Source organism: Parvibaculum sp. (assembly GCF_002684405.1).
GTDB lineage: Bacteria > Pseudomonadota > Alphaproteobacteria > Parvibaculales > Parvibaculaceae > Parvibaculum.
Map to the genome: position 1 here is coordinate 1 of NZ_NYVD01000106.1, position 23,508 is coordinate 23,508.

A 23,508-nucleotide genomic window follows, 5' to 3' on the forward strand; every position below is an offset into this window, starting at 1 on the left:
ATGCCGTGCCCGGAAACCGAGATGGAGCCGCTCCTGCCCTCGGTCTTCGGCGAAAACAAGCTGACCGGCTCCCGCCTCGCGCAAGGCCTGGCCACCGCCTGGACCGATCTGCGCCTCGACGATGACGGCTTCGGCCGCATCCTGATCGCCAATGAAAGCCTGCGCCCCGGCCGGATGGGCCGCATGCTGCAGCGCCTGATCGAGATCGAGACCTATCGGATGACCGCCCTTCTGGGCTTTCCGCTGGCCCGCGAGGTGACGCCCGAAATCGGCGATATGGAGAGCGCGCTGGCCGAAATCGCCGCCGAAACCGCCACGATCCGGGGGCTGGAGGGCGAACAGAAGCAGCTTGCACGGCTGACCGAGATGGCCGCCCATGCCGAAAGGCTGTCGGCGCATACCGAATACCGTTTTTCCGCCTCGCGGGCCTATTACGAGCTGGTGGAACGCCGCCTCGGCGAGCTGAGCGAGGCGAAAATGGAGGGATATCAGCAGATTTCGACCTTCGTGACCCGGCGCCTCCGCCCGGCCATGCGCACCGTGGAGGCGGTCAGCCGCCGCCTCAACACCTTGTCGGAGCATATCGGCCGGGCCTCCGAACTGCTGCGGACAAGGGTCGATATCGCCCTTCAGGAGCAGAATCAGCGCCTTCTGGGCTCTGTGGAACGGGGCGTGAGGCTCCAGCTCCGGCTGCAGGAGATGGTCGAAGGGCTCTCCGCCGTCGCCATCGCCTATTACCTGCTGAGCATCCTCGCCTATCCGCTGGAGGCCCTGCACGAGGCCCCCTTCGGGGAGACCCTGCCCGGCGACCCGCTCACCTGGAAGGCCGTTATGGGCCCGCTCTTCATCGTGGTGATCTATCTGCTGGTCCGCCGCATGGGCCGGGTGCTCAGGGGGCCCGAGGACGGCTAGAAAGGCAAGGACCCGGGGAATAATCCCCCCGGTTGTGCGGCCTCTCAATATGCCTATAGTGCGCCGCAACGCGGTATGGATATCGCACGGCCCCGTCATATCGGTGGCCGCAATTCCCAATTTATCGGAGCGGCGTCGATGAACGACGTGAAAGACGTGAAAAAGGTCGTGCTTGCCTATTCCGGCGGGCTGGACACATCTGTCATCCTGAAATGGCTTCAGGAGACCTATGGCTGCGAGGTGGTGACCTTCACCGCCGATCTCGGTCAGGGCGAAGAGCTCGAGCCCGCCCGCAAGAAGGCGGAAATGCTGGGCATCAAGGAAATCTATATCGAGGATCTCCGAGAGGAATTCGTCCGCGACTACGTCTTCCCGATGTTCCGCGCCAATGCGGTCTATGAAGGGGTCTACCTGCTCGGCACCTCCATCGCCCGCCCGCTCATCGCCAAGCGCCAGATCGAGATCGCGCATGAGACCGGCGCCGACGCCGTCAGCCATGGGTCGACCGGCAAGGGCAACGACCAGGTCCGCTACGAAGTGAGCTACGGCGCACTCGATCCGGACATCAAGATCATCGCGCCCTGGCGCGAATGGGATCTGAACTCCCGCACCAAGCTCATCGAGTTCGCCGAGAAGCATCAGATCCAGATCGCCAAGGACAAGCGCGGCGAAGCGCCCTTCTCCGTCGATGCGAACCTTCTGCACATCTCCGCCGAAGGCAAGGTGCTGGAAGACCCGTTCGAGGAAGCGCCGGAATATGTCTACAGCCGCTCCGTCTCGCCGGAGGAGGCACCCGACAAGCCGACGGTTGTCGAGATCGATTTCGAAAAGGGCGACGCGGTCGCCGTCGACGGCGAGAAGATGAGCCCGGCGACGCTGCTGACGAAGCTCAACGAGCTGGGCGGCGCCAACGGCATCGGCCGTCTCGACCTCCTGGAAAACCGTTTCGTCGGCATGAAGTCGCGCGGCATCTACGAGACGCCCGGCGGCACCATCCTGCTCGCCGCCCATCGCGGCATCGAGCAGTCGACGCTCGACCGCGGCGCCGCGCATCTGAAAGACGAGATGATGCCGCGCTATGCGGAACTCATCTATAACGGCTTCTGGTTCTCGCCCGAGCGCGAAATGCTGCAGGCCGCCATCGACAAGAGCCAGGAAATGGTGACCGGCACGGTGCGCCTGAAGCTCTACAAGGGCTCGGTCAGCGTCATCGGCCGCAAGTCGCCCTATTCGCTTTACTCCGCGCAGCACGTCACCTTCGAGGACGATGCCGGCGCCTACGATCAGAAGGACGCGGAGGGCTTCATCCGGCTCAATGCGCTGCGCCTTCGTCTTCTTGCCGCGCGCAACAAGCGCGTCGGCAAGTAACCCCCAGCAACCTGTAAGAAACTCTCAGTAACGGAAGTCAGATGCGTATCGACGCCATCCCAGTCGGGGAAAATCCGCCGGAAGACCTCAACGTCATCATCGAGGTGCCGCATGGCGGCCACCCGGTGAAATATGAACTCGACAAGGCGTCCGGTACGCTCTTCGTCGACCGTTTCATGCACACGGCAATGCACTATCCGTGCAATTACGGCTTCGTGCCGCATACGCTTTCCGACGATGGCGACCCGATCGACGTCCTCGTGGTCAGCCGCATCCCGGTCGTGCCGGGCTCGGTCATCCGTTCGCGCCCCATCGGCGTATTGATGATGCATGACGAGGCCGGTCAGGACGAAAAGATCCTCGCCGTGCCGGTGAAAAAGCTCAATCCCTACTACAAGGATGTGCACAACTACACCGACATGCCGGACATCCTTCTCCAGCGCATCACCCATTTCTTCGAGCACTACAAGGACCTCGAAGAAGGCAAATGGGTGAAGATCGATGGCTGGCAGGATGCCGACAAGGCCCGCGAACTGATCGTCAAATCGATCGAAGCAGGCGCCAAAGCGGCCTGACAAAGCGGATAGCAATCACCGCGTGAGGAAATCAGGGCAGGCGCCAGCCTGCCTCCATCCCCATGATCTGGGCGGCGGCCTCCTGAACGAGGTCCGCCGCCTTGTTCGTATTGGCGAGCAGAACCACTGCGTCGCCGCGCAGCGGATGAATGACCACCAGGCTCGAAAAGCCCGGCCGGTCGCCCGACTGCCACAGCGTGAACCCGTCCCGCGTCGAGCGCGTGTGAAAGCCCAGCGCCGGTTCGCGCCCGTCGCCGATCATCATGTCGCGCAGCGCCGGATCGAGCCCTTTCGAGGCGAGAAAACCTTCCGCGAAGAGACCGAGATCATGCGCGCTGCTGCGCAGCGACAGCGCCACGCGCGGTTCGTTCCCGCCAAGCGTCGGCACCGGCACATTGCGCTCCAGAAAGAAGACCCCCGCGATCAGCGCCAGCAGGATCCCGAAAACGAGCGCGCGTTCCTCCCCCCGATGGCCGCGACGGAGCACGCCCTGGCCCGGGCGATATACCAGTGCCAGAAAACGCCAGAAAAGAAATCCCGCAAGGCCCAGGCAGACGAGAAATGTAATCGCATAGGCCAGCACCGCCGCGAGCATCGGCCAGCCGATGAAGAGCCCCATCGGCACCATGGCCGCCGCGAAAGCGCCCGCCGTCGCGATGGCGAAATCGCGCGGCACCATCCGGATCCGGTCCAGCAGGAAATGAACCGCCGCGAAAGCGAGCGGCAGCGCCAATGCGAGCATGGCCAGCCAGGGCAGGAAAACGGCGGCAAGCGCCTGCCAGAGCGGTACATAGCCCCGCGCCACCGAACGTGTCAGCGCTTCCGGCAGCCGGTAGCCCGAGGACAGCATGTCGAAAGGCTTGAACACATAGGCTGTGACGATGCGCTCAAAGGGGGCGTCCACCCTGTCTTCCATGACCCGGGCAAGCCCGCCATAACCGCCCGCCATCACCAGGTCGGCGCCCGCCACGCGACCCCGGCTCTGCCAGATACCCGAGACGATACCGGCACGCCGGCCCTTTCCTTCCAGCACCTGTCGCAGCGGTACGGCCTGCCCGTCTTCGGCAACCGGCTCGCCGAGCGTCAAAAGCCGCGCTCCCACCATGCGCATCGCCGTATAGGCCGCCACCGACTTGCCAAGCGCACCCGCTTCGAAAAGCGTGTTGGCGCTCACCTTGCGGTCGCCCAGCGCATCGGCAAGCCCGTAGCCCTTTTCGAAAACCAGAACGCCCTTGCGGATAACGGCCACGGCAAGGCCGGGCACGTCTTCTTCCGCCATGCGGCGCGGCAGGTAATCGTCGAGCGCGCGCGCCATATCGCCGACCGGCCAGCGCGCCATGCCGCCATCCACTCTGGCGTCGCTCGCCTGCGCGCCCGGCAGGGCGGCGAGCATCGTCAGCAGCACAAGACAAAAGCCGATAAGGCTGGCGCGGACCCGCGCGCAATCAGATGGGCGCATCGAGCGGTATCCGGGGAATTTGCCGCCTGAGACCGAGCGCTTCGATCTCCGCGATCTGCGCGGGGTCGAGCGGCCCTTTTTCCGCGGCATCGACAAGCTGGCCGAGCTCCGCGCGGTTCTTGACGCCGAGCACCACCGTGTCGACGCCCTCGATGGCCAGCGCATAGCGATGCGCGATCGCGGCCGGATCTTCGCCCCAGCTTTCGCAGAGCGCGCGGAAAGGCACGGCCTTTTCGTAATCCTTCATGTCGGGATCGCCCGCTTCGAGCGGACGATCAAACGCCGCGGTAAGCGCACCCGCCTGCACGGCGCGAATGCCCATCACGCCGACATCATTGTTCTTCGCGGTCCGGATGATGTTGCGCGGTTCCGTCGGCTCTTCATAGCGCTTCAGCCCGCCGGCCGAATCCATCAGGTTCGCGATCACCTGCACCACATCGGGCTTCGGCTCGCTCCTGAGCGCTTCCATGATCGATATGGGCAGGCCGATTCCCGTCACGCCCCAGGCGCCGATGATCCCTCGCGCCTTCAGGCTCTCGAAGGTCGGAATCACTTCCCCGACGAAACGCGACCAGGAGACGCCGCCATTGTTGGCGTAATCGGGATGCTGCTCATAAACGTAGTCGTCGGGATGGATATTGGAATGCAGGATGTAGCAATCCGCATGCTCGCGCTTCAGCGTCTCGAGGCTGAGGCGCACCGATTTTTCGAGCCGCCCGGGAATGTCGTCGGCATGGCGCGCGCCGACCATGCACTTGGTGGAAACGCGCAGATGAGACGGCCAGCCGCCGTCGAACGCTTCGCCGACGACCGATTCCGCCTGACCGTAAAGCGGAGCGAGGTCGAGGAAATTGATGCCCGCATCGACCGCGGCGCGCACCGTCGCGACGGCCTCCTCGCGCGTCGAATTTCCCCAGACGAGGCCCAGCCCGCCGCCGCCCAGCGTCAGCGCGCTGACGGGCCACAAATCTCCAAGCTGACGCATCTCCATGGCGAGCCTCCTCTGCCTGAAAGTCGTCCAGTCGCCCTAAAAATCGGAGGGCAACGCAATGCCATGCTGTCGGCAGGCGGCGATCACCGTGTTGCGCAACAGGCAGGCAACCGTCATCAGCCCCACGCCGCCCGGCACGGGCGTGATGGCGCCGGCGACCTCCTTGGCTTCATCGAAGCAGACATCGCCGATGAGCCGCGTCTTGCCCTCGCCCTTTTCCGGCGCGGGTACGCGGTTGATGCCGACATCGATCACGATGGCGCCGGGCTTCACCCAGTCGCCGCGCACCATGTTCGGGCGGCCCACCGCCGCGACCAGAATATCGGCCTGCCGCGCCAGCGCGGGCAGGTCGCGCGATCGGCTATGCGCGATGGTAACGGTGCAGTTCTCTTTCAGCAGAAGCTGCGCCACGGGCTTACCCACGAGATTGGAGCGCCCGATGATGACGGCATGCTTGCCCGCAAGCTCCCCGCCCGCCGCCTGCTTCGCCATGATGACGCAGCCCTCCGGCGTCGCGGGCACCATGGCGGGCAGACCGCTCGCAAGGCGGCCGGCATTCAGCGGATGCAGCCCGTCCGCATCCTTGACGGGATCGATGGCGTCGATGACGTTCTGCTGGGAGATCTGCTCGGGCACCGGAAACTGCACGAGAAAGCCGTGCACGGCCGGGTCGGCATTGAGCTCGGCAACCTTGGCAAGAACCTCTTCCTCGCTGGCGCTGCCATCCATCTTGTATTCGAAGGAGTTCATGCCCGCCTCGCGCGTGGCGATGCCCTTGTTGCGGACATAGACCTCGCTCGCCGGATCGGTGCCGACCAGCACCACGGCAAGGCCGGGCGTCAGCCCGTGCTCGGATTTGATGCGTGCAACTTCCTGCGCCACACGGGCCTTGAGCGCGGTGGAGATGGCCTTGCCATCGATGCGATTGGAAACTGTTTCGGACATGCGGCACCTTTCTTACGAGGGTGGGTGCCCAGGCGAGCGGCGTTTGGAAAACCCTTACGCTCCCCGGTGGTCGATCCACCTCTTCTCGCCAGTCACGCAAGGTCGCGTGGACTATAGAGAGCCCCGCCCCTTGCGGCAACGCCTCAGGAGAGGCCGCGGATATATGCCGCGATATCTTCTTCCAGCACCGCGCTGTCGCCCCTCACCAGCAGCATTTTGAGCGGCGCCGTCTCGCCGGAGGCGATGCTGAGGGAGCTTTTGGGAAGCCCCCATGCCTTGGCGACGAGTTTCATCACCGCCTCATTGGCCTTGCCCTTTTCCGGCGCGGCAGTGACCCGCAGCCGCAACCGCGTCCCATCGCCGTCGCCGACCAGCCCCTCGATCCGGTTGGCGCCGGATTTGGGCGTCACCTTGAGCGCGACCAGCACCCCGTCCGGTGCGCGCCGGACCGGCAGATCACCCGGCAAAGGAGGCCGCATAGGTCTCCCACATCAGGTTCTGGGCGAAGACCAGCAGCAGGATGAGGACCACGGGAGAGATATCGATACCGCCCAGATCCGGCAGCACCCGGCGGATGGGCCGCAGAACCGGCTCCGTTAGCTTGTAGAGCGTGTCGGCCACGGCATAGACGAAGCGATTGCGCGTATTGACCACGTCGAAGGCGATCAGCCAGCTCAGCACCGCCTGGATGATGATCACCCAGATATAGAGATGGATGATGGTGGAAATCAGCTGCAGGAGAGAGGTCATGGGAGCCCTTCTGATGTGGCATCTGCGCGAGCGCACTCCACCCTGTTTCCCGGTGAAATACGCGACGACACGGCGTTCAAGCAGATGTAGCGGGCCAGAGCGCCCGGTTCAAGCACGGCAAGCGCTCCACCCCCTATGGAGAACGGCGCCGAAGGCCACCAATCTCTTGACATATGCCGGTCGCAAAGCATATGTAGCGGCTTCCGGCGCATGGGCTTTCGGCCCCGCCGAGGCAAGCTGGAACGGGGCCGTAGCTCAGTTGGGAGAGCGCGTCGTTCGCAATGACGAGGTCAGCGGTTCGATCCCGCTCGGCTCCACCAGCCTTCGCCTATCGGCTACGGCTCGGCAAGCCCGCGATATCGTAGCGAAGGCTGCCACGTCGAAGGGACGAAGCCACGCAGACAGCTTCACGCCAATTGGGTTGTCATGAAGTCTCGCTGACCGCTAGCCGACCTCCCCCAGCCAATGATCCAGGAACCGCTCCAGCCAGGCCCTTAGTTCTCCGTCATATTGTTGCCGGTCGCGGCGATGGTCCGGTGCCGGCTGGGCGCCCGGAAGCTCCAGCCGCTCGCGGCCCCGGGTCAGCCAGATATTCATCATCAGTGCCGTCAGCTCGGGATGGAACTGGATGCCATAGGCATTCGTCCCGTAGCGCATGGCCTGCACGGGATAGGCCTCGCTCTCTGCGAGCCGTACCGCGCCCGAGGGCAGCTCAAAGCCCTCGCGATGCCACTGATAGACATAGGTCGGATCGGCAAAGAGATCGCTTCCCTCGTCGGTGGGATGGATCGGGTAATAGCCGATCTCGACCTTGTCGTCCTCCCGGCCATAGACCCTCGCACCCAGCTGCTTCGCCATGAGCTGACCGCCAAGGCATATGCCCCAGAAGGGCGCCTCTTCCTTCAGCGGCACGCCGATCCAATCGATTTCCGTCCTGATGTAGTCGAGATCGTCATTGGCGCTCATCGGCCCGCCAAAGACGATGGCCGCCCTGTGTTCTTCCATCGTCTCCGGCAGAAGATCGCCCAGTGCGGGCCGCCGGATATCGAGCCTATGCCCGCGAGCCCGGAGCGCCTGACCGACCCGGCCGGGCGTCGAGCGCTCCTGATGCAGCACGATAAGGATGGGCCGGGAATCGCGGAATGTTTCGGCGTCGGAACGGGGCATGGCGCTCACGCGTGTTGAACCTCTCAAGTGTGAGATGGCCCAGCGAAACCTGCAATGCTTATCTCATGTACCTGAACCAATCGACAGCGAAAGCGCACGGCACCCATAGCAAGCCCAAGGATCATAGGACGATGGCTCTATTCCAATAGCGCCTCTTTCAAGCCGTCGAAATCCACACTCTTACCCTTCAGAGTAAAAGTCACGACCTTCACATCCAGCATATCAATAGCTTTACGAAATAACGGGTCCCTTGGCATCGCAGGGCATACAAGGACTCGTTTGGGAGGCGTCGCCTCCCCCGCCCCGTACACAACGAGCTGCCCAAGTGCTGTAAACAAACTCTGTGTGTCAGATGAGGCTTTGACCTCAAAGAGAACACTCATCGCACGATCATGAAGGAGATATAGGTCGGGCTTCATCGCATAGCGCTGCGAATTTACAGCTTGTTTTCCCAAAGCGTTCTGAAGGGCGTTTGTTACGCGACCATGAACTCGCTTAATTTGCGCCGGTGTATTTTGGTACCCGCCGCCGGTGCCGTCTTTCTCATTTTCTGGATTGAACGCAGCCCTCTTGTTCTCGGCCGACGGCGTTTTACTTTTTCGAGATAACGCTCGCTGCCGTGCCAGCGAGCGGAGCCGATTACACTCTCGTACATATCGGATCAGAGAGCTTAGGAATTCTGGATCACCTAACCTCCCTATTACAAAAACGGACTCCTCTCTGTTATCGGAATGCTCAACGGGTTCCGGCGCAAATCCACAAATCGTACGCCGGAAGTTTACAAGCGAAACTTGTCCTCCCCTCCCGCCGCCAAGCAGTCCCTTATGAGCTAAAAACAATTCACCATCGTCGCTTACGACCGCACGCCCTGCGGTTCCTCGATCAACCTGCCCTGTCGTCAAATTTATCTCAACGGTTGCACCGACTGGCGAACCCTCCGAACCCAAATCCATCCCAAACCAACAATACCAACGTCCCTTATACTGTTTGGCTTTGCTAATATGCATCCAAAGGCCATGTTCGCGCAGCCAGTACAAACGAGCATTGCCGAGTTGAGACGAAGGGCCTGGATGAGAAATTCGTCGGCGCAGGTTCTCGGCTCCCGCCTTCTCAAACTCTTGGACAAGTGCAGACCTCAATCGCCGAACTTCTCTTTCACTGTTTGTGACTTTCAACATTTCCACCCTCCGCATTAGCCCACGATCCAGCCAAATTCGGCCCGTTCGCCTAGCCACCCAACGTCCGCAAATTTTGAACGACGAGGCCCTTCACCTTTTCGCGTCGACTACATGGCGGAGATGCCGCCATCGATCTTGATCTCCGAGCCCGTGATGAATTTGGACTCGTCCGACGCCAGGAACAGCACCGCATAGGCGACATCGTCCGGGTCGCCCACCACGCCCAGCGGCACCTGGCGGGCAAGTTTCTCCTTCAGCTCGTCGCGCGAGATGCCTCGCGCCATGCCGTCCAGGATCGGCGTGTCGATGAAGGTCGGATGGATGGAATTGGAGCGGATGCGATAGCCCCGCTTGGCGCAGTGAAGCGCCACCGATTTGGACAACAGCCAGACGCCCGCCTTGGCCGCGTTATAGGCGGCCATATTGTGCCCCGCGATCAGGCCGGCGATGGACGAGGTATTGATGATCGAACCCGGCGCATGCGGCACCATGTAGGAGATGGCGTGCTTGCAGCCGAGAAAGACGCTGTCCACATCCACCGCCTGCACATGCTTGAAGGTCTCGAAATCGGTGTCCTCCACCGTCGTGCCGCCGCCGATACCGGCATTGTTGAAGAGCACATTGATACCGCCCATCGCATCGTTCGCCGCGGCGAGCGCATGCTTCCACTGCTCTTCCTGCGTCACGTCGAGTTCGACCGCGAAGGCCGCGCCCGGCACTTCGGCATTGATCCGCTTGGCGACCTCTTCGGCGCCCTTCGCATTGATGTCGGCGAGCGTCACTTTCGCGCCCTCGCGCGCCATCATCAGCGCCGTGGCTTCGCCGAGCCCCTGCGCGCCGCCGGTGATGAAGGCCATCTTGCCGGCCACGCGGCCCTTTGCGGTTCCTGTCATCGGATACTCCCTTTCACTCTTTTCTGGTTTGTGAACTGTCGATTGTCAGTCGGCCGCTGCCGGTTCCGCGCGGCCGGTTACGATCCATGCATAGATAAAGGCGATGCCCAGAATGCCGTCGATCGCCGGCCCCGGCAGGTCGCCGCTGACGATGCGCCCCTCGGAAAAAAGTGCCAGCGATGCGATGAAGAAGGAAAACTTCTCCACGATGGCCGCGAGGATGAAAGGCCGATAACGCTTCGGATCCTGCGCGATTACCATGAAAGCGAACTGCCAGGCGAGCGCCAGCCCCATGAAGCCGTAGAAGAACTGCGGATGCGCGAAGGGAACGCCCCGCGCGAAATTCTCCTCCATGAAGAAGGACGGCACGATGACGAATAAGCCGTAGATCGCCGCGAGGAGAAAGATCGATTTGGCCGCTTTCATGAAGGTTCCTCTTTAAAGCATGGCGGTGTTGGTCGGGACGCCGAGAAACAGACGCCCCGTCAGCTCATAGGTCGTGTCGGCCACCATCGCATGCTGCGTGGCGACGTGGATGTCGCGAAAACGGCGCTGCAGGGCGTGACTGCGATAGACCGAAGAACCGCCCGCCAGCGTATACATGAGATCGATCGTCCGCCCGGCCGATTTCACGGCATGGACGCTTGCATGACGTAGATCGCGGCGATGGGCTTCAGTGATTTCGCCATGCCGCGTCGCCGCTTCCCAGGCCGTGTCTATCGCCTCATAGAGATAGGCGCGGGCGGAACGGGTGAGAGCCTCCGCCTCGGACACATCCAGATGCGCCTTGGCGCGCTCCGCCAGCGTCTTGGACGAACCTTGCGGCTTCTTCGCCGTTGCCGTTTCGACGAGATCGTCGATGGCGCCCCGCGCCGCACCAAGCGCCACCCCCGCGATGCCGATGCTGAGAAGCCCGAATGTCGGGAAAGCATAGAGCGGGCGCGCAAGCGGCTTGTCGGAAATCAGGCTGATCGCCTGCGAGGCCGGTACGAATACCTCCTTCACCTCGAAATCCGTGCTGCCGGTCCCGTTCAGCCCGGACACATCCCATGTATCGAGCAACGTGACCTCGCTTTCGGGAAAGAGCAGCATCCGGTTCTGAGGTACGCCCTCGGGCGCCATTTCCGGCTTGCCGTCCTCGCCCATCACGAGACACCCGCCCGCGATCCAGTTCGCATTGCGCGAGCCCGATCCCCATTGCCAGCGCCCCGTAGCGCGGTAGCCTTCGACGCCGTCGTGCACCTCGCGTACGGCCTTGCCGCGCGGCGCGAAAACGCCGGCGCTGATGACGTCCGGCGCACCGAAAACGGCCCGGGCCTCATTGGGCGGCATGAAGCCCGCGAGAAGGCCGGTTGTCCCGCCGATCATCACGCACCAGGCCGGAGAGGCGTCGGCACGCGCCAGCCGTTCCACGACCTCCACCAGAAGGCGGGGATTGGCTTCGAGCCCGCCGCAGGCCTCGGGAATGCAGAGCCGGTAAAACCCGGCCGCCGCGAACCTCGCCGCAATGTCCTGCGGCAGAAAGCGATTGGCCTCCACCTCCGCCGCGCGCTGCGCCAGCTCTTCCGAAAATCCGTCGGCCGCTGCCAGAATGTCTGTTGCCGTCATCGCCTCTTCCTCCCTCATATGCCGCGGCCGAATTTCGGCGTCCGTTTTTCAAGGAAGGACCGTACCGCTTCGCGGTGATCGTCCGTCGTGAAGGTGACCATTTCATAACCGACCGAGGCATCGAGGATGGAATGGGCGAGTTGCTTCAGCCCGATATTCGCCGACACCTTGGAATAGCGGATCGCCATCTGCGCGCCACCCGCCAGCCTGTCGGCGAAAGCGTCGACACTGGCGTCCAGCTCATCCTCGGGCACGGCATGATTGACCAGACCGATACGGGCCGCCTCCGCGCCGGAAATCGCATCGCCCGTGATGAGATATTCCTTCGCCCGCGCATAGCCGATGAGCTGGGGCCAGATGATCGCACCGCCATCGCCGGCGACGATGCCGGCACGGACATGCGGATCGGCAAAGCGCGCGCTCTCGGCGGCGAAGATCACGTCGCAGAAAAGCGCGAGGGTGGCGCCAAGCCCGATGGCGGGCCCTGCGACCTTGGCGACGATCGGTTTTTCCAGATCGAGCAATGAGAAAACGATGCGCTTGGCCTCGGCCGCGTCGGGGCCTTTCGTGCCGCTCTCAAACCCCTGCTTCATCCAGTTGAGATCGCCGCCTGCGGAAAAGCTCGCCCCCTCGCCCGTCAGCACGACGATGTCGGAGGCCGGATCGTCAGCCGCATCGAGAAAGACGCGCGACAATTCTCGGTGCATCGCCGCGTCGACGGCATTGAGCTTGCCGGGATTGCTGAGACTGAGCGTCAGAACGCGGCCGCGCCGTGTCGCCTTGATGCGCTCATAGCCCGAAAAATCGACCCCCTGCTCCCCTGCCATCGCGTCCTCCCTTTTTGCCGGCATCGTCTTTTATGTTTTCACGATTGTGACGCCGAAGGGGAGATGAGGAAAGCGGAGGGCCGGGCAAGGTACGAAAAAACCCCGGCCAAAGGCCGGGGTTTCTGAAACTCGAAAGAGCGTACCGATCAGCTGCCGGACGGGTCGGCGATCGAGTAGCTGGCGCCCACGGCCTTTTCAGCCTCGGCGGCGGTATCGGGCATGACCTTCGCACCCGGCTCGCCGAAGACGACGACCTTGCCGTCCGCACCCTTCACCACGGCGGAGTAGCCGAGACGGTCGGAGCGCGTGACTTCCTTGAAGTTCTGGCCGCCATCCGCGCTGTACCCGACATAGCCCTGAAGACCGGTCAGCACGACATGCTCCTTGTCGAGCTGGACGCCGCCCGCGATGGACTTGTCCGTCCCCGTATCGATCTTTTCCCAGGTATCGCCATTATCGGCCGACCGATAGGCATTGCCGCGCATGCCGAAGACCATCACCGAGCCGTCGTCCAGCGCAAGGCCGCCCCAGAACGACCCTTCATAAGGCGTCTGGATACGGTCGAAAGTGGCACCATCGTCAGTGGAGCGGTAAACCACGCCGAATTCCGCGGCGATGAAGATCGCACCGGACTTCGTCTCGAACGCGCCGTTGAGATGATAGTCGTCCAGCAGGCCTTCGCTCAGCGTCCGCTCGTTCCAGGTCTCGCCGCCATCTTTCGTTTCGACGAATTTGGAAAAGGCGCCCATGGCAAAGCCGTGCGTCTTGGTTTCGAACAGCACCGTCATGAAGGGCGTTTCGGATTCGGGGTCGTAGAAGGCCCGCTCCCACGTCTCCCCGGCATCGCGCGTGCGCAGCACGATCGCGTCATGACCGACGGCATAGCCGAGCTTGTCGGTAATGAAAGTGACGTCGGTCAGCGTCGCCTGTGTCGGCACGGTCTTGGCCTGGGTCCAGTTCTGGCCCCGGTCGTCGGAATAGACCACATTGCCGAACTCGCCCACCGCGACGATACGGTCGCCGGCATTGGCAGCGGCCAGAAGAAGCTCTTTCGCGGCAAGCCTCGATTGGGTCGCATATTCGATTTCGTCGTTCTGGCCGCCATTCTGGCCTTGTGCCGCGGCGTCGGCAGCCTTGGCGGTCAGGGGCGTGAAAGCGACAAGCGCCGCGACGGCACCGCCGGCCAGCGCCCGCGTAACCGTCTGCGTAATGGTTTGGATGCTCGAATTCATAGGTCCCTAGGGCTCCTCACTTAGATCGACATGCTATCGGACAAGATCCCCGAAGACAGAATGCCGATCGTCTAAACAGCACTGGAACACCCCCCTCCCCGCCTGAACGAGCACAGGATGTTCCCGGGCGCGCCTCCCGGCGCCGCATGGGCGACAGCCTGCTTCCCCTGCTCCTTCCCGGGCATACCGGGTCCGGATTTCGAAAGGACCGCAGGCCCGACGACCGCCCCGTTTATTCTTTTTTCGCGGCCGTCATCTTGGTCAGCCGGTCTTATAGCGCGTTCCGGCGCGTCATGCATCAACGGAAATCAAACGCGGTAAATTTGCACGCGCATGGCCGGAACTGCTGGCAAAGTCATGGTTTTTTCAAGGACCGCGACCCTCGCCGGCCATGGCGTACCTGCCGCTGAGACGCCCCCCCTGTCCGGAAACGGACGGCAAAGTCCGGGCTCACTCCGGCAAAACCGGCCTTGGGCAAAACCGGCCTTCAAAACAAACCGGGCCCCGGATTTCTCCGGGGCCCGGCCGATCTCCCGAAAGGGAGGGTCTTTTTAGCGAACGCCCATCTGACGGATGGCGTTCGGCGTGTAGCGGTTCTTGTCGATCTCGTCGGCGAAGTAGTTCACCGGCGGCTCTTCGTTCTGCATGGCAAGCGCCAGGTAGCGGCCGGCCTGCAGGTCGTAGACGATTTCCGCGCCCGAACCGCAGAGCGGCACATTGTAGCGCTGGAGCTGGTGCAGTTCCTGAACGCGCCAGAGCTGACCGCGGCCGTCATAGAGTTCCGCCGTGGAGATCTGCCAGGCGTCCTCGTCATTGTGATAGACGCGACGCGAATAGACGTGGCGCGTACCGGCCTTCAGGTTCGCTTCGAATTCCCAGACACGGCGCAGCTCGTAGCGGACCTTGTCCTGGTTCAGGTGAAGCGGCTTGATGAACTCGTCATAAGACGTGGATTCCGCTTCGTAATCGTTCGCGGCGACCACACGCTTGTGCTTGCCGAGAACGGTCCAGTCGTAGCGGTCCGGAGCGCCGTTATAACCGTCGAAGCTGTCGGACGTGGACAGGCCGTCGGAGTTCGTGCCGGGATTGTCGTAGGCGATATTCGGCGCACGACGCACGCGACGCGTACCGGGGCTGTACTGCCAGGCCTGACGCGGCTGCTTCTCGGCGTTGAGAGCTTCATACACCAGGATCACGTTACCCGCGGAACGGGCCGGGGCGATCGTGTTGGCGATGTAGTAAAGCGAAATGTTGTCCAGATCTTCCGCGCTCTTCACGGCAGGGTCGGACCAGGCGAGGATCGCCTCATCCTGCACGATCTGCATCGTGTAGTCGCCCGAACGGGTCACCGGCGCCGCAGCGAACTGACGCACCACCTTGAAGGAGCGGTAACGCAGCGTGTGGTTCCAGATCATTTCAAGCCCGTTGTTCGGGATCGGGAACGGGAAGCCGAAAATGCCCTTCGAGATACCCGAGCCGCCGCCGACGAGTTCGCCGACCGCCGCATTGCGCTTGTTCGCTTCGTAAACCTTATCCGGATAAGCGCAGCTACGACGCGTCTGATAGACGTTCATCTTGTAGTCTTTGTACGTCGACAGCAGGGCCTTGTAGCCCGGCGTCAGCACGTCGTCATACTGACCGGCATTCGAAGACGTGATCGTGTATTTGACCGGATCGTCCTTGAACGGGTCGGCCAGTTTGTCGCCCGGCTTGTAGTTCACATTGCTGGGCACGGTCTGCAGCCCACCGGTCCAGGCCGGAATATCCCCGCCGTCGCCGGCCTTCTCGGCGCCCATCGGGGTAAGGTCGTTACCCAGACGGTTCACCTGTGCTTGCGGCACCTTGGCCAGGGCGCTGGTCGTCAGCGCACCGAACACAAGGGCGGACACCAGCATGGTTGTCCTTTTCATATACGTTCCCTCCACTGGATTCTTATGAGGCTTCCGACGCGTCCGAAACTCACGCACACGCCAAGGCCGGTTTCCCCGCCTATTCTGGCAAGATCATAGCAAAACAAAGGACCGCAGCAAACGGTTCCCCCCCGTATTTCTGTGTCCCCCGAGCATCGCTCATTACTCATTTTCCGCCAGTTTTGCCCGGCACTGCATTAAATCTTTTTAATGAAGCGGTCCGCGGACACATCCCGGGCAGAGGATCGCCCTGTCCGGAAATACTCCGCCTACGGATGTTACCCCGCACACCTGGAGAGAATGCCGCGTCCCGGCATCCGCCCCGCGAAACCCGCCCGCCTGAAAAAATGCGGTGCGCAAGAAATAGGCCCGGCGGCATCGCTGCCGCCGGGCCCTGATTTCGTGATCTCCAATGCCGATCAGAAGGCGTAGGAGATACTCGCCGCGACGAAATCCTTATCGGACGAGAAGTTGCGGAACGGATTACCCCAGTTATGGGTGTAGGAGATATTCGCCTTCCACACCGACTGAAGATCCGCCGTCAGACCGACCGACACCGCCTTCTTGTCCTGAACGAAACCGGGACCGACCGGGCCGGCCGAATAGCCCGTCACGTCATGCGCGAAGTTGATATTCGGCGTGAGCGTCCAGGGCGTGTCGAACGCATTGTTGTACTGGGCGCTGAAGGCAAGACGGTAACCGGACGAAAACTGCGAGGCGTATTTCGCCTGGCAGGCACCCGGCACGAAAGCGCCAGTGGCGAGGTCAATCTGCGAACATGCCGAGTCGCCCAGGATCGCGGTCGTAAACGGGCTGTTGGCTCTATTCGCCGCGCGCGGAATACCGAGACCGCTGGTTGCACTGTCGAAATCCGGCAGATACTGGAAGCCGGCATTCATAACCATGAACATCACATCCGCGCCGATGGTCGAAACCATCGGAGAGGACGGGTTGAGCGTGCTGATCAGTCCCAACTGGCCGTTGATCACGTCGTGACGCGCATAGCCGCGATAGGCATCGCCATACCCCGCCGGGTTGTAGGTTTCGCATAGCGAGCTGTTCGAGACACCCGTAAAGCCGCCCAGATCGGCATTGGCCAGATCGTTACAGTTGATGTTCGTATCGCTGAGCGCGAACGGCATGTTGGGCGAATAGGAGACTTCGCCGGACAGGGCCGAGCCGCCCATGATCGGAACCAGGGTGTTGAAGCTGAATCCGAAGGTCGTCGCCATCGGATATTGCAGCAGATAGTGCTTCGTCATTGCCGCGGCGCCGACAACCGTTTCCAAATCCCCGCTACCTGCGCATGCTAGGAAGCCCGCATAGGTTTCGGGAAGGCCGCCACCTGCCAGAGCATTACAGCCACCATACAACGTGGTCGGCTCACCAGTGGCGACGCCTCCACCAAGGATGGTGTCGGCGACGGTCAAGTTGGCCGCAGTGAAGGAGCCGACCGGCGCCACCAGGCTGTAGCGGTTGACATAGAGGCCCATATCGGTGCCGCCATTCAGCCAGTCGGCATAATACTTCAACGCAACGCCCCATGTGCTTGTATCCTCGCCCTGCTCGTCGGCGGTGCGGGGAAGCGTAACCGGATGCGGATATTCACCGATAAACTGGACATAGCGGCCGCCCTCGCCGCCGGCGTCGGAGCCGGAGAAGAAGGTGCCGGCGGGGTCGAGCGTCAGCTTTTCCCAGTCGAACTGCCAGAACGCCTCGATGGAGAAATTCGCCGGCAGGCCCATATTGAAATAGACCGCCGGAATCGGCTGGAAGGCTTCCTTCAGTTCCGAGCCCGGCGTGCGCAGCGCGCTCAGATCCATCGGCAGATAGGAGCTGATGCCGCCCGGAATGAACAGGCTTTCGCCCCAGTTGACGACCTGCTTGCCCACGCGCAACGAGACCGGCTGCCCCAGCAGGTCGAAATTGCCATAGACATAGGCATCGAGAATGGACAGGTCCCGGGCTGCCGAGAGATGCGCATCGCTCCCGCGAACGGCATCCTCGAGCGGCCGCGTGCCGTAGCCGGAGCTGCGTTTGCCCACATGCTCGTCCGCCCAATAATCGTAAAAGCCCTTGATACGGAGAAAGGCCCCGAAATTCTCGTAGCGGGCGCTGATGTCGGTCGTGATCTTGCCCGTCATCGTATAGGGCACGCCGGGACCGTTATTGATATTGCCGTCGTCATCATTGACGCCCATCGACACACCGTTGCCCGCCGGACACCCGCCATTCACGATCGCGATATGCTCGCAATCCTGGTTGGAAGCGCGGATACCCACGCCGAACGACACCGTATTGTCGACGGTAATGTCCACATCGCCGACTTTCAATTGCGTCGCCTGGGCGACCTGCGGGGACATCCCCAGCGCTGTAGCCACGACACCGCCAAACAGCAGCGCCGAGCGCAAGCTCCTTTTTATCATTGAGTGATCCTCCTCGATCCTCGACGTCTTCACTAACTTTGCAGCTGGATCGGGAGGTGTAATCTGGAAGCGATCGACTGTTCCCCCCCGGCCAGTCAGCATCCCTCAATCACAAGCCCACCTTTATTGAAGGGCCAAGTCAAGTCGGAGGGCGGGCTGGACGCGGAGAAGCGCTCCACATTCGGCCCCGGTATGACATTTTTGACACGGCGGAGAGGCGAGAAGGGACCGTTACCGGAATATATTGCACCGCACACTGATTATGTGCAACGCAACATAAACTACTGTCGAATCGAATCTGTCTTATGAGGTAAATGGACGCCCCCGACAGGCCAGCAGGCGAGCGGTTGGAAAAATTTCAGGAAGAGGCTGTCCGTTCGCGCCCGGCAGAGGTAGCGTCAGCCTCCTCGCCGGCTTCCCCGGCCGGCTCGCCGCGTCCGGCGACCGTATAGCCGGTCGCTTTCACTTCGATCGCGCTCAACACGTCCAGCGCCGTTCGAAGGTCCGATTTCGACAATCCGCCCGCCAGCCATTTGCCCGCCGGCGTCTCGCGGTCCCGCATCGCGCGGTAGGCGGCATAGCCACGCGGGGCGATGCGCACCAGCCGCGAACGCTTATGGGCGGGATTGTCGATATACTCCACCATCCCCTCTTTCAGCAGCCGGTTGACGAGCTTCTGGATGAACTGCCGGGAAACCGATCTGAGGCTCGCGAGCTGCGGCACGGTCCGCGGCCCCATCTCGATGAGATTGCGCAGCAACGCCCGGTGCGGCGCGCTGGCATCGGCCTCGCCATGAATACGCGCAGCCATCGCTCCCAGTTCGAAATGGAGCCGGTTCACCGTATCGATGAGTTCGAGAAGGGTCTGGAGCTTCTTGCCCTGCTGGCCCGGAATAAGGGTCAGCGAACCGGGCACGGCGCCTGCCGCCCCCTCCCCGGACGTGGCCGTGGCCGCCTCTTCGGCACTCTCCGGCTGCTTCTTTTCCGAATGCTGACGCTTCTTCCCCATCGGACCCTCGAAAATGCATGGCAAGAATGCGCGAAAGCACATGCAGATATCTGCATCCTAGGGTCGGCTGGCAGCCTGTCAAACGACGTTATGACGAAATCCGCCGCCTCACGGCGCGTCGGGGCGCGTCAGATCTCCTGGGGATCGCCCGGTTCGGCGGCCTCGCGTTCGCGCCCGCTGACGCGCCAGCGCGCCACGATCTGTTCCAGCCCCCGGCGGTCGAGATTGGGCGCGCTCCATGATTGCGAGAAGGCCGCGTTCACATTGCGCGGCAGCGTGTCGGCCGCCAGATCGTGGAAGCGGATACGCATCGGCATGGCCACGCCCTGCCCGAGAATGATCGCTTCCCGGTCGCCGAGCAGCGGCAGGAAGTCGAGAAGGTCGAGCGCGCCGTCATGCGTATTGGCCCGCATCACCTGCTGGTCCCGCTCGGTGGACAACCGCATGGCGACCGCCGTGGAACATTGCGACAGGATGGTCGGGTCGAGTTCGGAGGGCCGCTGGCTCACCAGCGCGAGCGACAAGCCGTATTTGCGGCCTTCCTTGGCAATACGCGACAGCGCCTGGCGCGTCGGCATGAACTTGTCGCCGCCATGCGCCGGCGCATATCGATGCGCCTCCTCGCAAACCAGAAGCATGGGAAGCCCGCCCTTGCTCCAGACCGCCAGATCGAAGGCGATGCGCGAAATCACCGACACCACCACATCGAGGATTTCCGGCGGCACAGTCGAAAGATCGATGACGGTGATCGGTTTTCCGTCGCTCGGTATACGGAAGAGCTTGCCCAGCACATCGGCCATATTGTCCTGAACGGTCAGGCTGCCGAACATGAAACTGTAGCGCTGGTCGCTGACCAGCGTTTCGATACGGCTCTTGAGCCGGCGATACGGCACCGTCGAGCGTGTGCGTTCGAGCTTGCCGAGCTGGTCGTCGATATAGAACAGCACGTCCGAAAGACGGAAGGGTGTCGGCGTCTCGACGGTGATGCCTCCCGTCTCGCCGACGCGGCGCGCAATGGCGGCGCGGCCCGACGAGGCATCGTGAAAGCGCCGCTTCGCATAGAGAACCGCATCGCTCAGGATTTCCACTTCGGCATCGTAATGGCCGTCATGGCTGACAAGCGCCGCCGTCAGTTCCTGAAAGTTCAAAAGCCAGAACGGCAGATTGAGATTGCGGGCATTGATGAGTTCGGCCTGCGCGCCGAACGCGCTGGGATACTCGTTGTGAATGTCGAGCACCACCACATGCGCATATTCATGGCCGACGAGCACGCGCTGCAGGATACTCGTCAGCGCGCACGACTTGCCGCAGCCGGTCGTGCCGACAACGATGAAATGCTTGGCCAGAAGATCGTCGAGAAGCAGTCGCGCCGGCACATTGCTGTCCTGAAAGAGCGTGCCGACTTCCACCGTCGCCTTGCCCGGCTGGTTGTAGACGCGCGTCAGGTCGTGCCGGTCGGCGAGCAGGACGGTATCGCCAAGCGTGGGAAGGCTGGAAACGCCACGCTGGAATTTGAGCCTTCCGTCCTGGCTGTCGACGACCACTTCGCCGGCCAGATTGATCTCGACCAGCCCCATATCGACCTGATCGTCCTCGTCGGAGGGCGCGGGCGCGCTGACCGCCGAAACGATACCGACGACCTGCCGCTCGCGCGTGGGCACTTTCACCAGTTGCCCGATCTCGATACGCCGGCGAAAGCCGCCCTTGTCGCCAGGCGACTTTTCCATCACGGCCACGGCCTGCGCGCCGGAAACCGAAACGATATGCGCGATCCGCACTGGCGGCGAGGCCGGTTTCCCCCGCCGCTCCGAACCGTCGCCGCCGACTTTCATGCCCGAACCGTCAGGTGCCTGACGAGGTGCTGCAACGCCCTTTGTCACGCTTCACCGCCTTTTTCACCTTGGGACGCCGCCTTGTTGGTCGCAGGCAGCGTGAATACGACTGTGGTGCCCTGTCCGGGCTCGCTGGAAATATGGAACTCGCCGCCATGCAGCCGCGTCAGCGCCGCGGCGATCGGAAGCCCCAGACCGGTGCCTTCCTGACTGCGCGAGAAGGCCGACTCGACCTGGCCGAACGGCGTCATCGCCCTGGCAACCTGCGTTTCGTTCATGCCGATACCGCTATCGGCCACGGCGAAGGAGACGCTGTTGTTCCGGTTGCTCGCAACGACCAGCACGATCCGCCCGCCCACGGGCGTAAACTTGTGCGCATTGGACAGGAGATTGATTAGGATCTGCTTCACCCGCCGCTCGTCGAGCATCAGCGGGGGCAGGTCCGGCGTCACCTTGACCTCGAGCGCCTGGCTCTTCTCGCCGATCCTCGGACGCACCATGGAGACGCAGGATTCCACGATCTCCGCCGGATCGTGCCGGCCGAGATCGAGTTTGAAATTCCCGCTCTCGATTTTCGAGATGTCGAGAATATCGCCGATAATGTTGAGAAGGTGCCGCCCCGCGCCGGAAATATGGGTGGCATATTCGACCACCCGATCCTGCTGGGCGGCGGTGTCCTGCATGTGCTGGATGAATTCGGAAAAGCCGATAATGGCATTGAGGGGCGTTCTGAGTTCATGGCTCATATTGGCCAGAAACTCCGATTTCGCGCGGCTGGCGAGGTCGGATTCGAGCTTGGCTGCGCGCAGCGCCTCCTCGGAGCGCCGCCGCGACATCAATTCGCCCATGTTTTCCGTGTACTGAGAGAGAAGCGAACTTTGCCGCCGCTTCCGCCCCATACGCTCCGCATACATGCGAAAGGTCCCCGAAAGGCTATCAACAGGTCGTCTTGACCTTAGGACGCGCTTTGTTTCGGGGAGGTAAACGGGTCGTTAGGAAAAACGAGAAGTTTAAGGCTAAATCACACATGAGGGCCGCGCTGCGAGGTCGCTGGGGCGTGACTCGCAGGCAACGCCCAGCGCCTGCCCGATCCGGCCTGCCCGCCCTAATCCAGGGCGTTTTCGTTCTGCTCGCCGGTCCGGATCCGGATCACCCGCTCCAGCGGCGTGACGAAAATCTTGCCGTCGCCGATCTTGCCCGTATGGGTGACCTTCTCGATCTCGGCCAGCGCCTTGTCCACCATGCCGGAGGGCACGGCGACATCGATCCGCAGCTTGGGCACGTCGGTCACTTCATATTCACGCCCGCGATAGATTTCCGTCTGCCCCCGCTGGCGGCCGAAACCGGCCACCTGCGTCTTGGTGATCCCTTCGATCCCCAGCGCCACCAGCGCATCGCGCAGCTCATCATACTTATGGGGCCGGATAATCGCCGTGATCATGCGCATGGGAAATTCCTGGTCGTATTGAAGGCCATAATGGACGAGCCGCCGGATCGCCTCCGACCGGGAGGGCAGGTCGGACTGCGCCCGTCTCCATTGATCCACCAGATCGTTGAACTCCCTGGAGGCGACGAGCTGGATGCGCTGATCCAGTTTTTCCATGAAACCACTCCGGCGCGGAGCCGAATTCGTCAGAATCCGCCCGCCTGACTCGACTGTCACATGATGAGGCCGGCCCGGCGTGAGTGACCTAACCCCCTGCTATTCTTGACTTTCTAGCATCCGACGGGGGCCCTGTCCAAACTTTGTGAAATCGCGCCAGAAGCTGATATTGACAAACTTACACATCTTACCCATATAATGCTTGCAACGGACCGGAAGGGAGGTCCGGAACGGAACAGCAAAGGCCCGCGCCAACCGCATTGAGAGGCCGGCCGATTTGGAGGATGCAATGATGGACGACGAACTGAACTATCGCGGCGCGCATCATCATGGCGAAGCGAAGAAGGGCCCGAAGGGCAAGCCGACCGACATGCACTATCGCGGCACCGACTTCCGCTCCGACAAGCAGCAGCACGCCGAAAGCCCTAAGAAGCGCGACCATGAGGGCCTGCTCTATCGCGGCGTGCAGCAGCACTGACCTTTGGTATCGGACGTGTCCGGGGCGTTACCCGGACGTAACTTGCTCGGATGCCGCCGCCGGCGCAGCATCCCGGCCGCTTCCCCCAGGGAGCACGACCAACAATAAAAAGCCGGACCAGACTCGAAAGGCCACTCCATGCGCCGGCACGCGCGGGAGTGGCTTCTGTTTGTCCGAAGCCGGAAAAGATGAAGCGATTTCAGGGAAAAGTGGTGCCGCTTGGGTGACTCGAACACCCGACCCCATCATTACGAATGATGTGCTCTACCAACTGAGCTAAAGCGGCCCGCATGGCAGGCGTTTCGAAAACGCCGCCGAAAGAGGCCCTCAAATAACGCGGCGCGC

General features: G+C 62.3%; 22 protein-coding genes, 2 tRNA genes and 1 riboswitch. Of the genes, 5 read left to right on the top strand and 19 right to left on the bottom strand.

What is annotated here, in order from left to right:
- From CMI59_RS09600 to ppa, 3 genes are all read left to right on the top strand, one after another.
- Positions 1-912: DUF3422 domain-containing protein (locus tag CMI59_RS09600; RefSeq protein ID WP_293327765.1), on the top strand; the 912-nt coding region annotated here is incomplete at its 5' end.
- Between the two features lie 138 nt (positions 913-1,050).
- Entirely contained in the window at positions 1,051-2,280 is a 1,230-nt protein-coding gene (locus tag CMI59_RS09605) for an argininosuccinate synthase (protein ID WP_167092732.1), read from the top strand.
- Between the two features lie 41 nt (positions 2,281-2,321).
- The gene (gene ppa, locus CMI59_RS09610; protein WP_167092729.1) at positions 2,322-2,855 is read left to right on the top strand and encodes an inorganic diphosphatase; all 534 of its coding nucleotides are present in this window, start codon (positions 2,322-2,324) and stop codon (positions 2,853-2,855) included.
- Between the two features lie 31 nt (positions 2,856-2,886).
- Here the strand turns inward: ppa and CMI59_RS09615 are convergent, their stop codons facing one another.
- The 5 genes from CMI59_RS09615 to CMI59_RS09635 all read right to left on the bottom strand — a co-directional run bounded on the left by CMI59_RS09615 (position 2,887) and on the right by CMI59_RS09635 (position 7,000).
- The gene (locus CMI59_RS09615) at positions 2,887-4,314 is read right to left on the bottom strand and encodes a serine hydrolase domain-containing protein (RefSeq protein ID WP_293327770.1); all 1,428 of its coding nucleotides are present in this window, start codon (positions 4,312-4,314) and stop codon (positions 2,887-2,889) included.
- Positions 4,301-5,305: an aldo/keto reductase gene (locus CMI59_RS09620; protein WP_293327773.1), complete on the bottom strand. Its 1,005-nt coding sequence runs from the start codon at positions 5,303-5,305 to the stop codon at positions 4,301-4,303. The genes CMI59_RS09615 and CMI59_RS09620 overlap by 14 nt, the downstream gene beginning before the upstream one ends.
- Positions 5,306-5,341: 36 nt before the next feature.
- The gene (gene folD / locus CMI59_RS09625) at positions 5,342-6,250 is read right to left on the bottom strand and encodes a bifunctional methylenetetrahydrofolate dehydrogenase/methenyltetrahydrofolate cyclohydrolase FolD (protein ID WP_167092723.1); all 909 of its coding nucleotides are present in this window, start codon (positions 6,248-6,250) and stop codon (positions 5,342-5,344) included.
- Between the two features lie 19 nt (positions 6,251-6,269).
- Positions 6,270-6,356: riboswitch (ZMP/ZTP riboswitch) on the bottom strand.
- A 37-nt stretch (positions 6,357-6,393) separates the two neighbouring features.
- A complete protein-coding gene (locus CMI59_RS09630) occupies positions 6,394-6,729 on the bottom strand; it encodes a DUF167 family protein (protein ID WP_167092722.1) in 336 nt (111 codons plus the stop codon).
- On the bottom strand, positions 6,707-7,000 hold the full coding sequence (locus CMI59_RS09635; RefSeq protein WP_167092720.1) for a YggT family protein: 294 nt from the start codon (positions 6,998-7,000) through the stop codon (positions 6,707-6,709). Before CMI59_RS09635 ends, CMI59_RS09630 begins: the two co-directional genes overlap by 23 nt.
- A gap of 244 nt (positions 7,001-7,244) precedes the next feature.
- On the opposite strand from CMI59_RS09635, the gene CMI59_RS09640 reads away from it, so the two are divergent.
- Positions 7,245-7,320 (top strand) — tRNA-Ala (locus CMI59_RS09640).
- A 124-nt stretch (positions 7,321-7,444) separates the two neighbouring features.
- Here the strand turns inward: CMI59_RS09640 and CMI59_RS09645 are convergent.
- The 13 genes from CMI59_RS09645 to CMI59_RS09705 form a co-directional block, all read right to left on the bottom strand.
- The gene (locus tag CMI59_RS09645; protein WP_293327844.1) at positions 7,445-8,167 is read right to left on the bottom strand and encodes a glutamine amidotransferase; all 723 of its coding nucleotides are present in this window, start codon (positions 8,165-8,167) and stop codon (positions 7,445-7,447) included.
- A 137-nt stretch (positions 8,168-8,304) separates the two neighbouring features.
- Positions 8,305-9,345 (bottom strand): hypothetical protein, encoded by a 1,041-nt coding sequence (locus CMI59_RS09650; RefSeq protein WP_293327779.1) that lies wholly within the window; start codon positions 9,343-9,345, stop codon positions 8,305-8,307.
- Between the two features lie 107 nt (positions 9,346-9,452).
- Positions 9,453-10,238 carry an SDR family oxidoreductase gene (locus CMI59_RS09655; protein ID WP_293327781.1) on the bottom strand — a complete coding sequence of 262 codons (786 nt, stop codon included), beginning with the start codon at positions 10,236-10,238 and terminating at the stop codon, positions 9,453-9,455.
- 45 nt (positions 10,239-10,283) lie between these two features.
- A complete protein-coding gene (locus tag CMI59_RS09660) occupies positions 10,284-10,664 on the bottom strand; it encodes a hypothetical protein (RefSeq protein ID WP_293327784.1) in 381 nt (126 codons plus the stop codon).
- Positions 10,665-10,676: 12 nt separating this feature from the next.
- Entirely contained in the window at positions 10,677-11,846 is a 1,170-nt protein-coding gene (locus CMI59_RS09665) for an acyl-CoA dehydrogenase family protein (protein WP_293327786.1), read from the bottom strand.
- 14 nt (positions 11,847-11,860) lie between these two features.
- Positions 11,861-12,673: an enoyl-CoA hydratase-related protein gene (locus tag CMI59_RS09670; RefSeq protein ID WP_293327789.1), complete on the bottom strand. Its 813-nt coding sequence runs from the start codon at positions 12,671-12,673 to the stop codon at positions 11,861-11,863.
- A 146-nt stretch (positions 12,674-12,819) separates the two neighbouring features.
- Positions 12,820-13,905 (bottom strand): YCF48-related protein, encoded by a 1,086-nt coding sequence (locus CMI59_RS09675; RefSeq protein ID WP_293327791.1) that lies wholly within the window; start codon positions 13,903-13,905, stop codon positions 12,820-12,822.
- Between the two features lie 551 nt (positions 13,906-14,456).
- Complete coding sequence (locus CMI59_RS09680; RefSeq protein ID WP_293327794.1) at positions 14,457-15,815, bottom strand: DUF1329 domain-containing protein; 1,359 nt, start codon at positions 15,813-15,815, stop codon at positions 14,457-14,459.
- Positions 15,816-16,234: 419 nt separating this feature from the next.
- Positions 16,235-18,241 carry a DUF1302 domain-containing protein gene (locus tag CMI59_RS09685; protein WP_293327796.1) on the bottom strand — a complete coding sequence of 669 codons (2,007 nt, stop codon included), beginning with the start codon at positions 18,239-18,241 and terminating at the stop codon, positions 16,235-16,237.
- A 358-nt stretch (positions 18,242-18,599) separates the two neighbouring features.
- Complete coding sequence (locus CMI59_RS09690) at positions 18,600-19,250, bottom strand: helix-turn-helix domain-containing protein (RefSeq protein WP_293327798.1); 651 nt, start codon at positions 19,248-19,250, stop codon at positions 18,600-18,602.
- A 128-nt stretch (positions 19,251-19,378) separates the two neighbouring features.
- Entirely contained in the window at positions 19,379-21,130 is a 1,752-nt protein-coding gene (locus CMI59_RS09695; protein WP_293327801.1) for a DUF87 domain-containing protein, read from the bottom strand.
- Positions 21,127-21,930 carry an ATP-binding protein gene (locus CMI59_RS09700; RefSeq protein WP_293327803.1) on the bottom strand — a complete coding sequence of 268 codons (804 nt, stop codon included), beginning with the start codon at positions 21,928-21,930 and terminating at the stop codon, positions 21,127-21,129. The genes CMI59_RS09695 and CMI59_RS09700 overlap by 4 nt, the downstream gene beginning before the upstream one ends.
- 257 nt (positions 21,931-22,187) lie before the next feature.
- Complete coding sequence (locus CMI59_RS09705) at positions 22,188-22,529, bottom strand: P-II family nitrogen regulator (protein ID WP_167095826.1); 342 nt, start codon at positions 22,527-22,529, stop codon at positions 22,188-22,190.
- 445 nt (positions 22,530-22,974) lie between these two features.
- On the opposite strand from CMI59_RS09705, the gene CMI59_RS09710 reads away from it, so the two are divergent.
- The gene (locus tag CMI59_RS09710) at positions 22,975-23,163 is read left to right on the top strand and encodes a DUF4278 domain-containing protein (protein ID WP_167095770.1); all 189 of its coding nucleotides are present in this window, start codon (positions 22,975-22,977) and stop codon (positions 23,161-23,163) included.
- 210 nt (positions 23,164-23,373) lie between these two features.
- On the opposite strand, the gene CMI59_RS09715 is transcribed toward CMI59_RS09710, so the two are convergent.
- A tRNA-Thr gene (locus tag CMI59_RS09715) sits at positions 23,374-23,449 on the bottom strand.
- Positions 23,450-23,508: the final 59 nt, after the last annotated feature.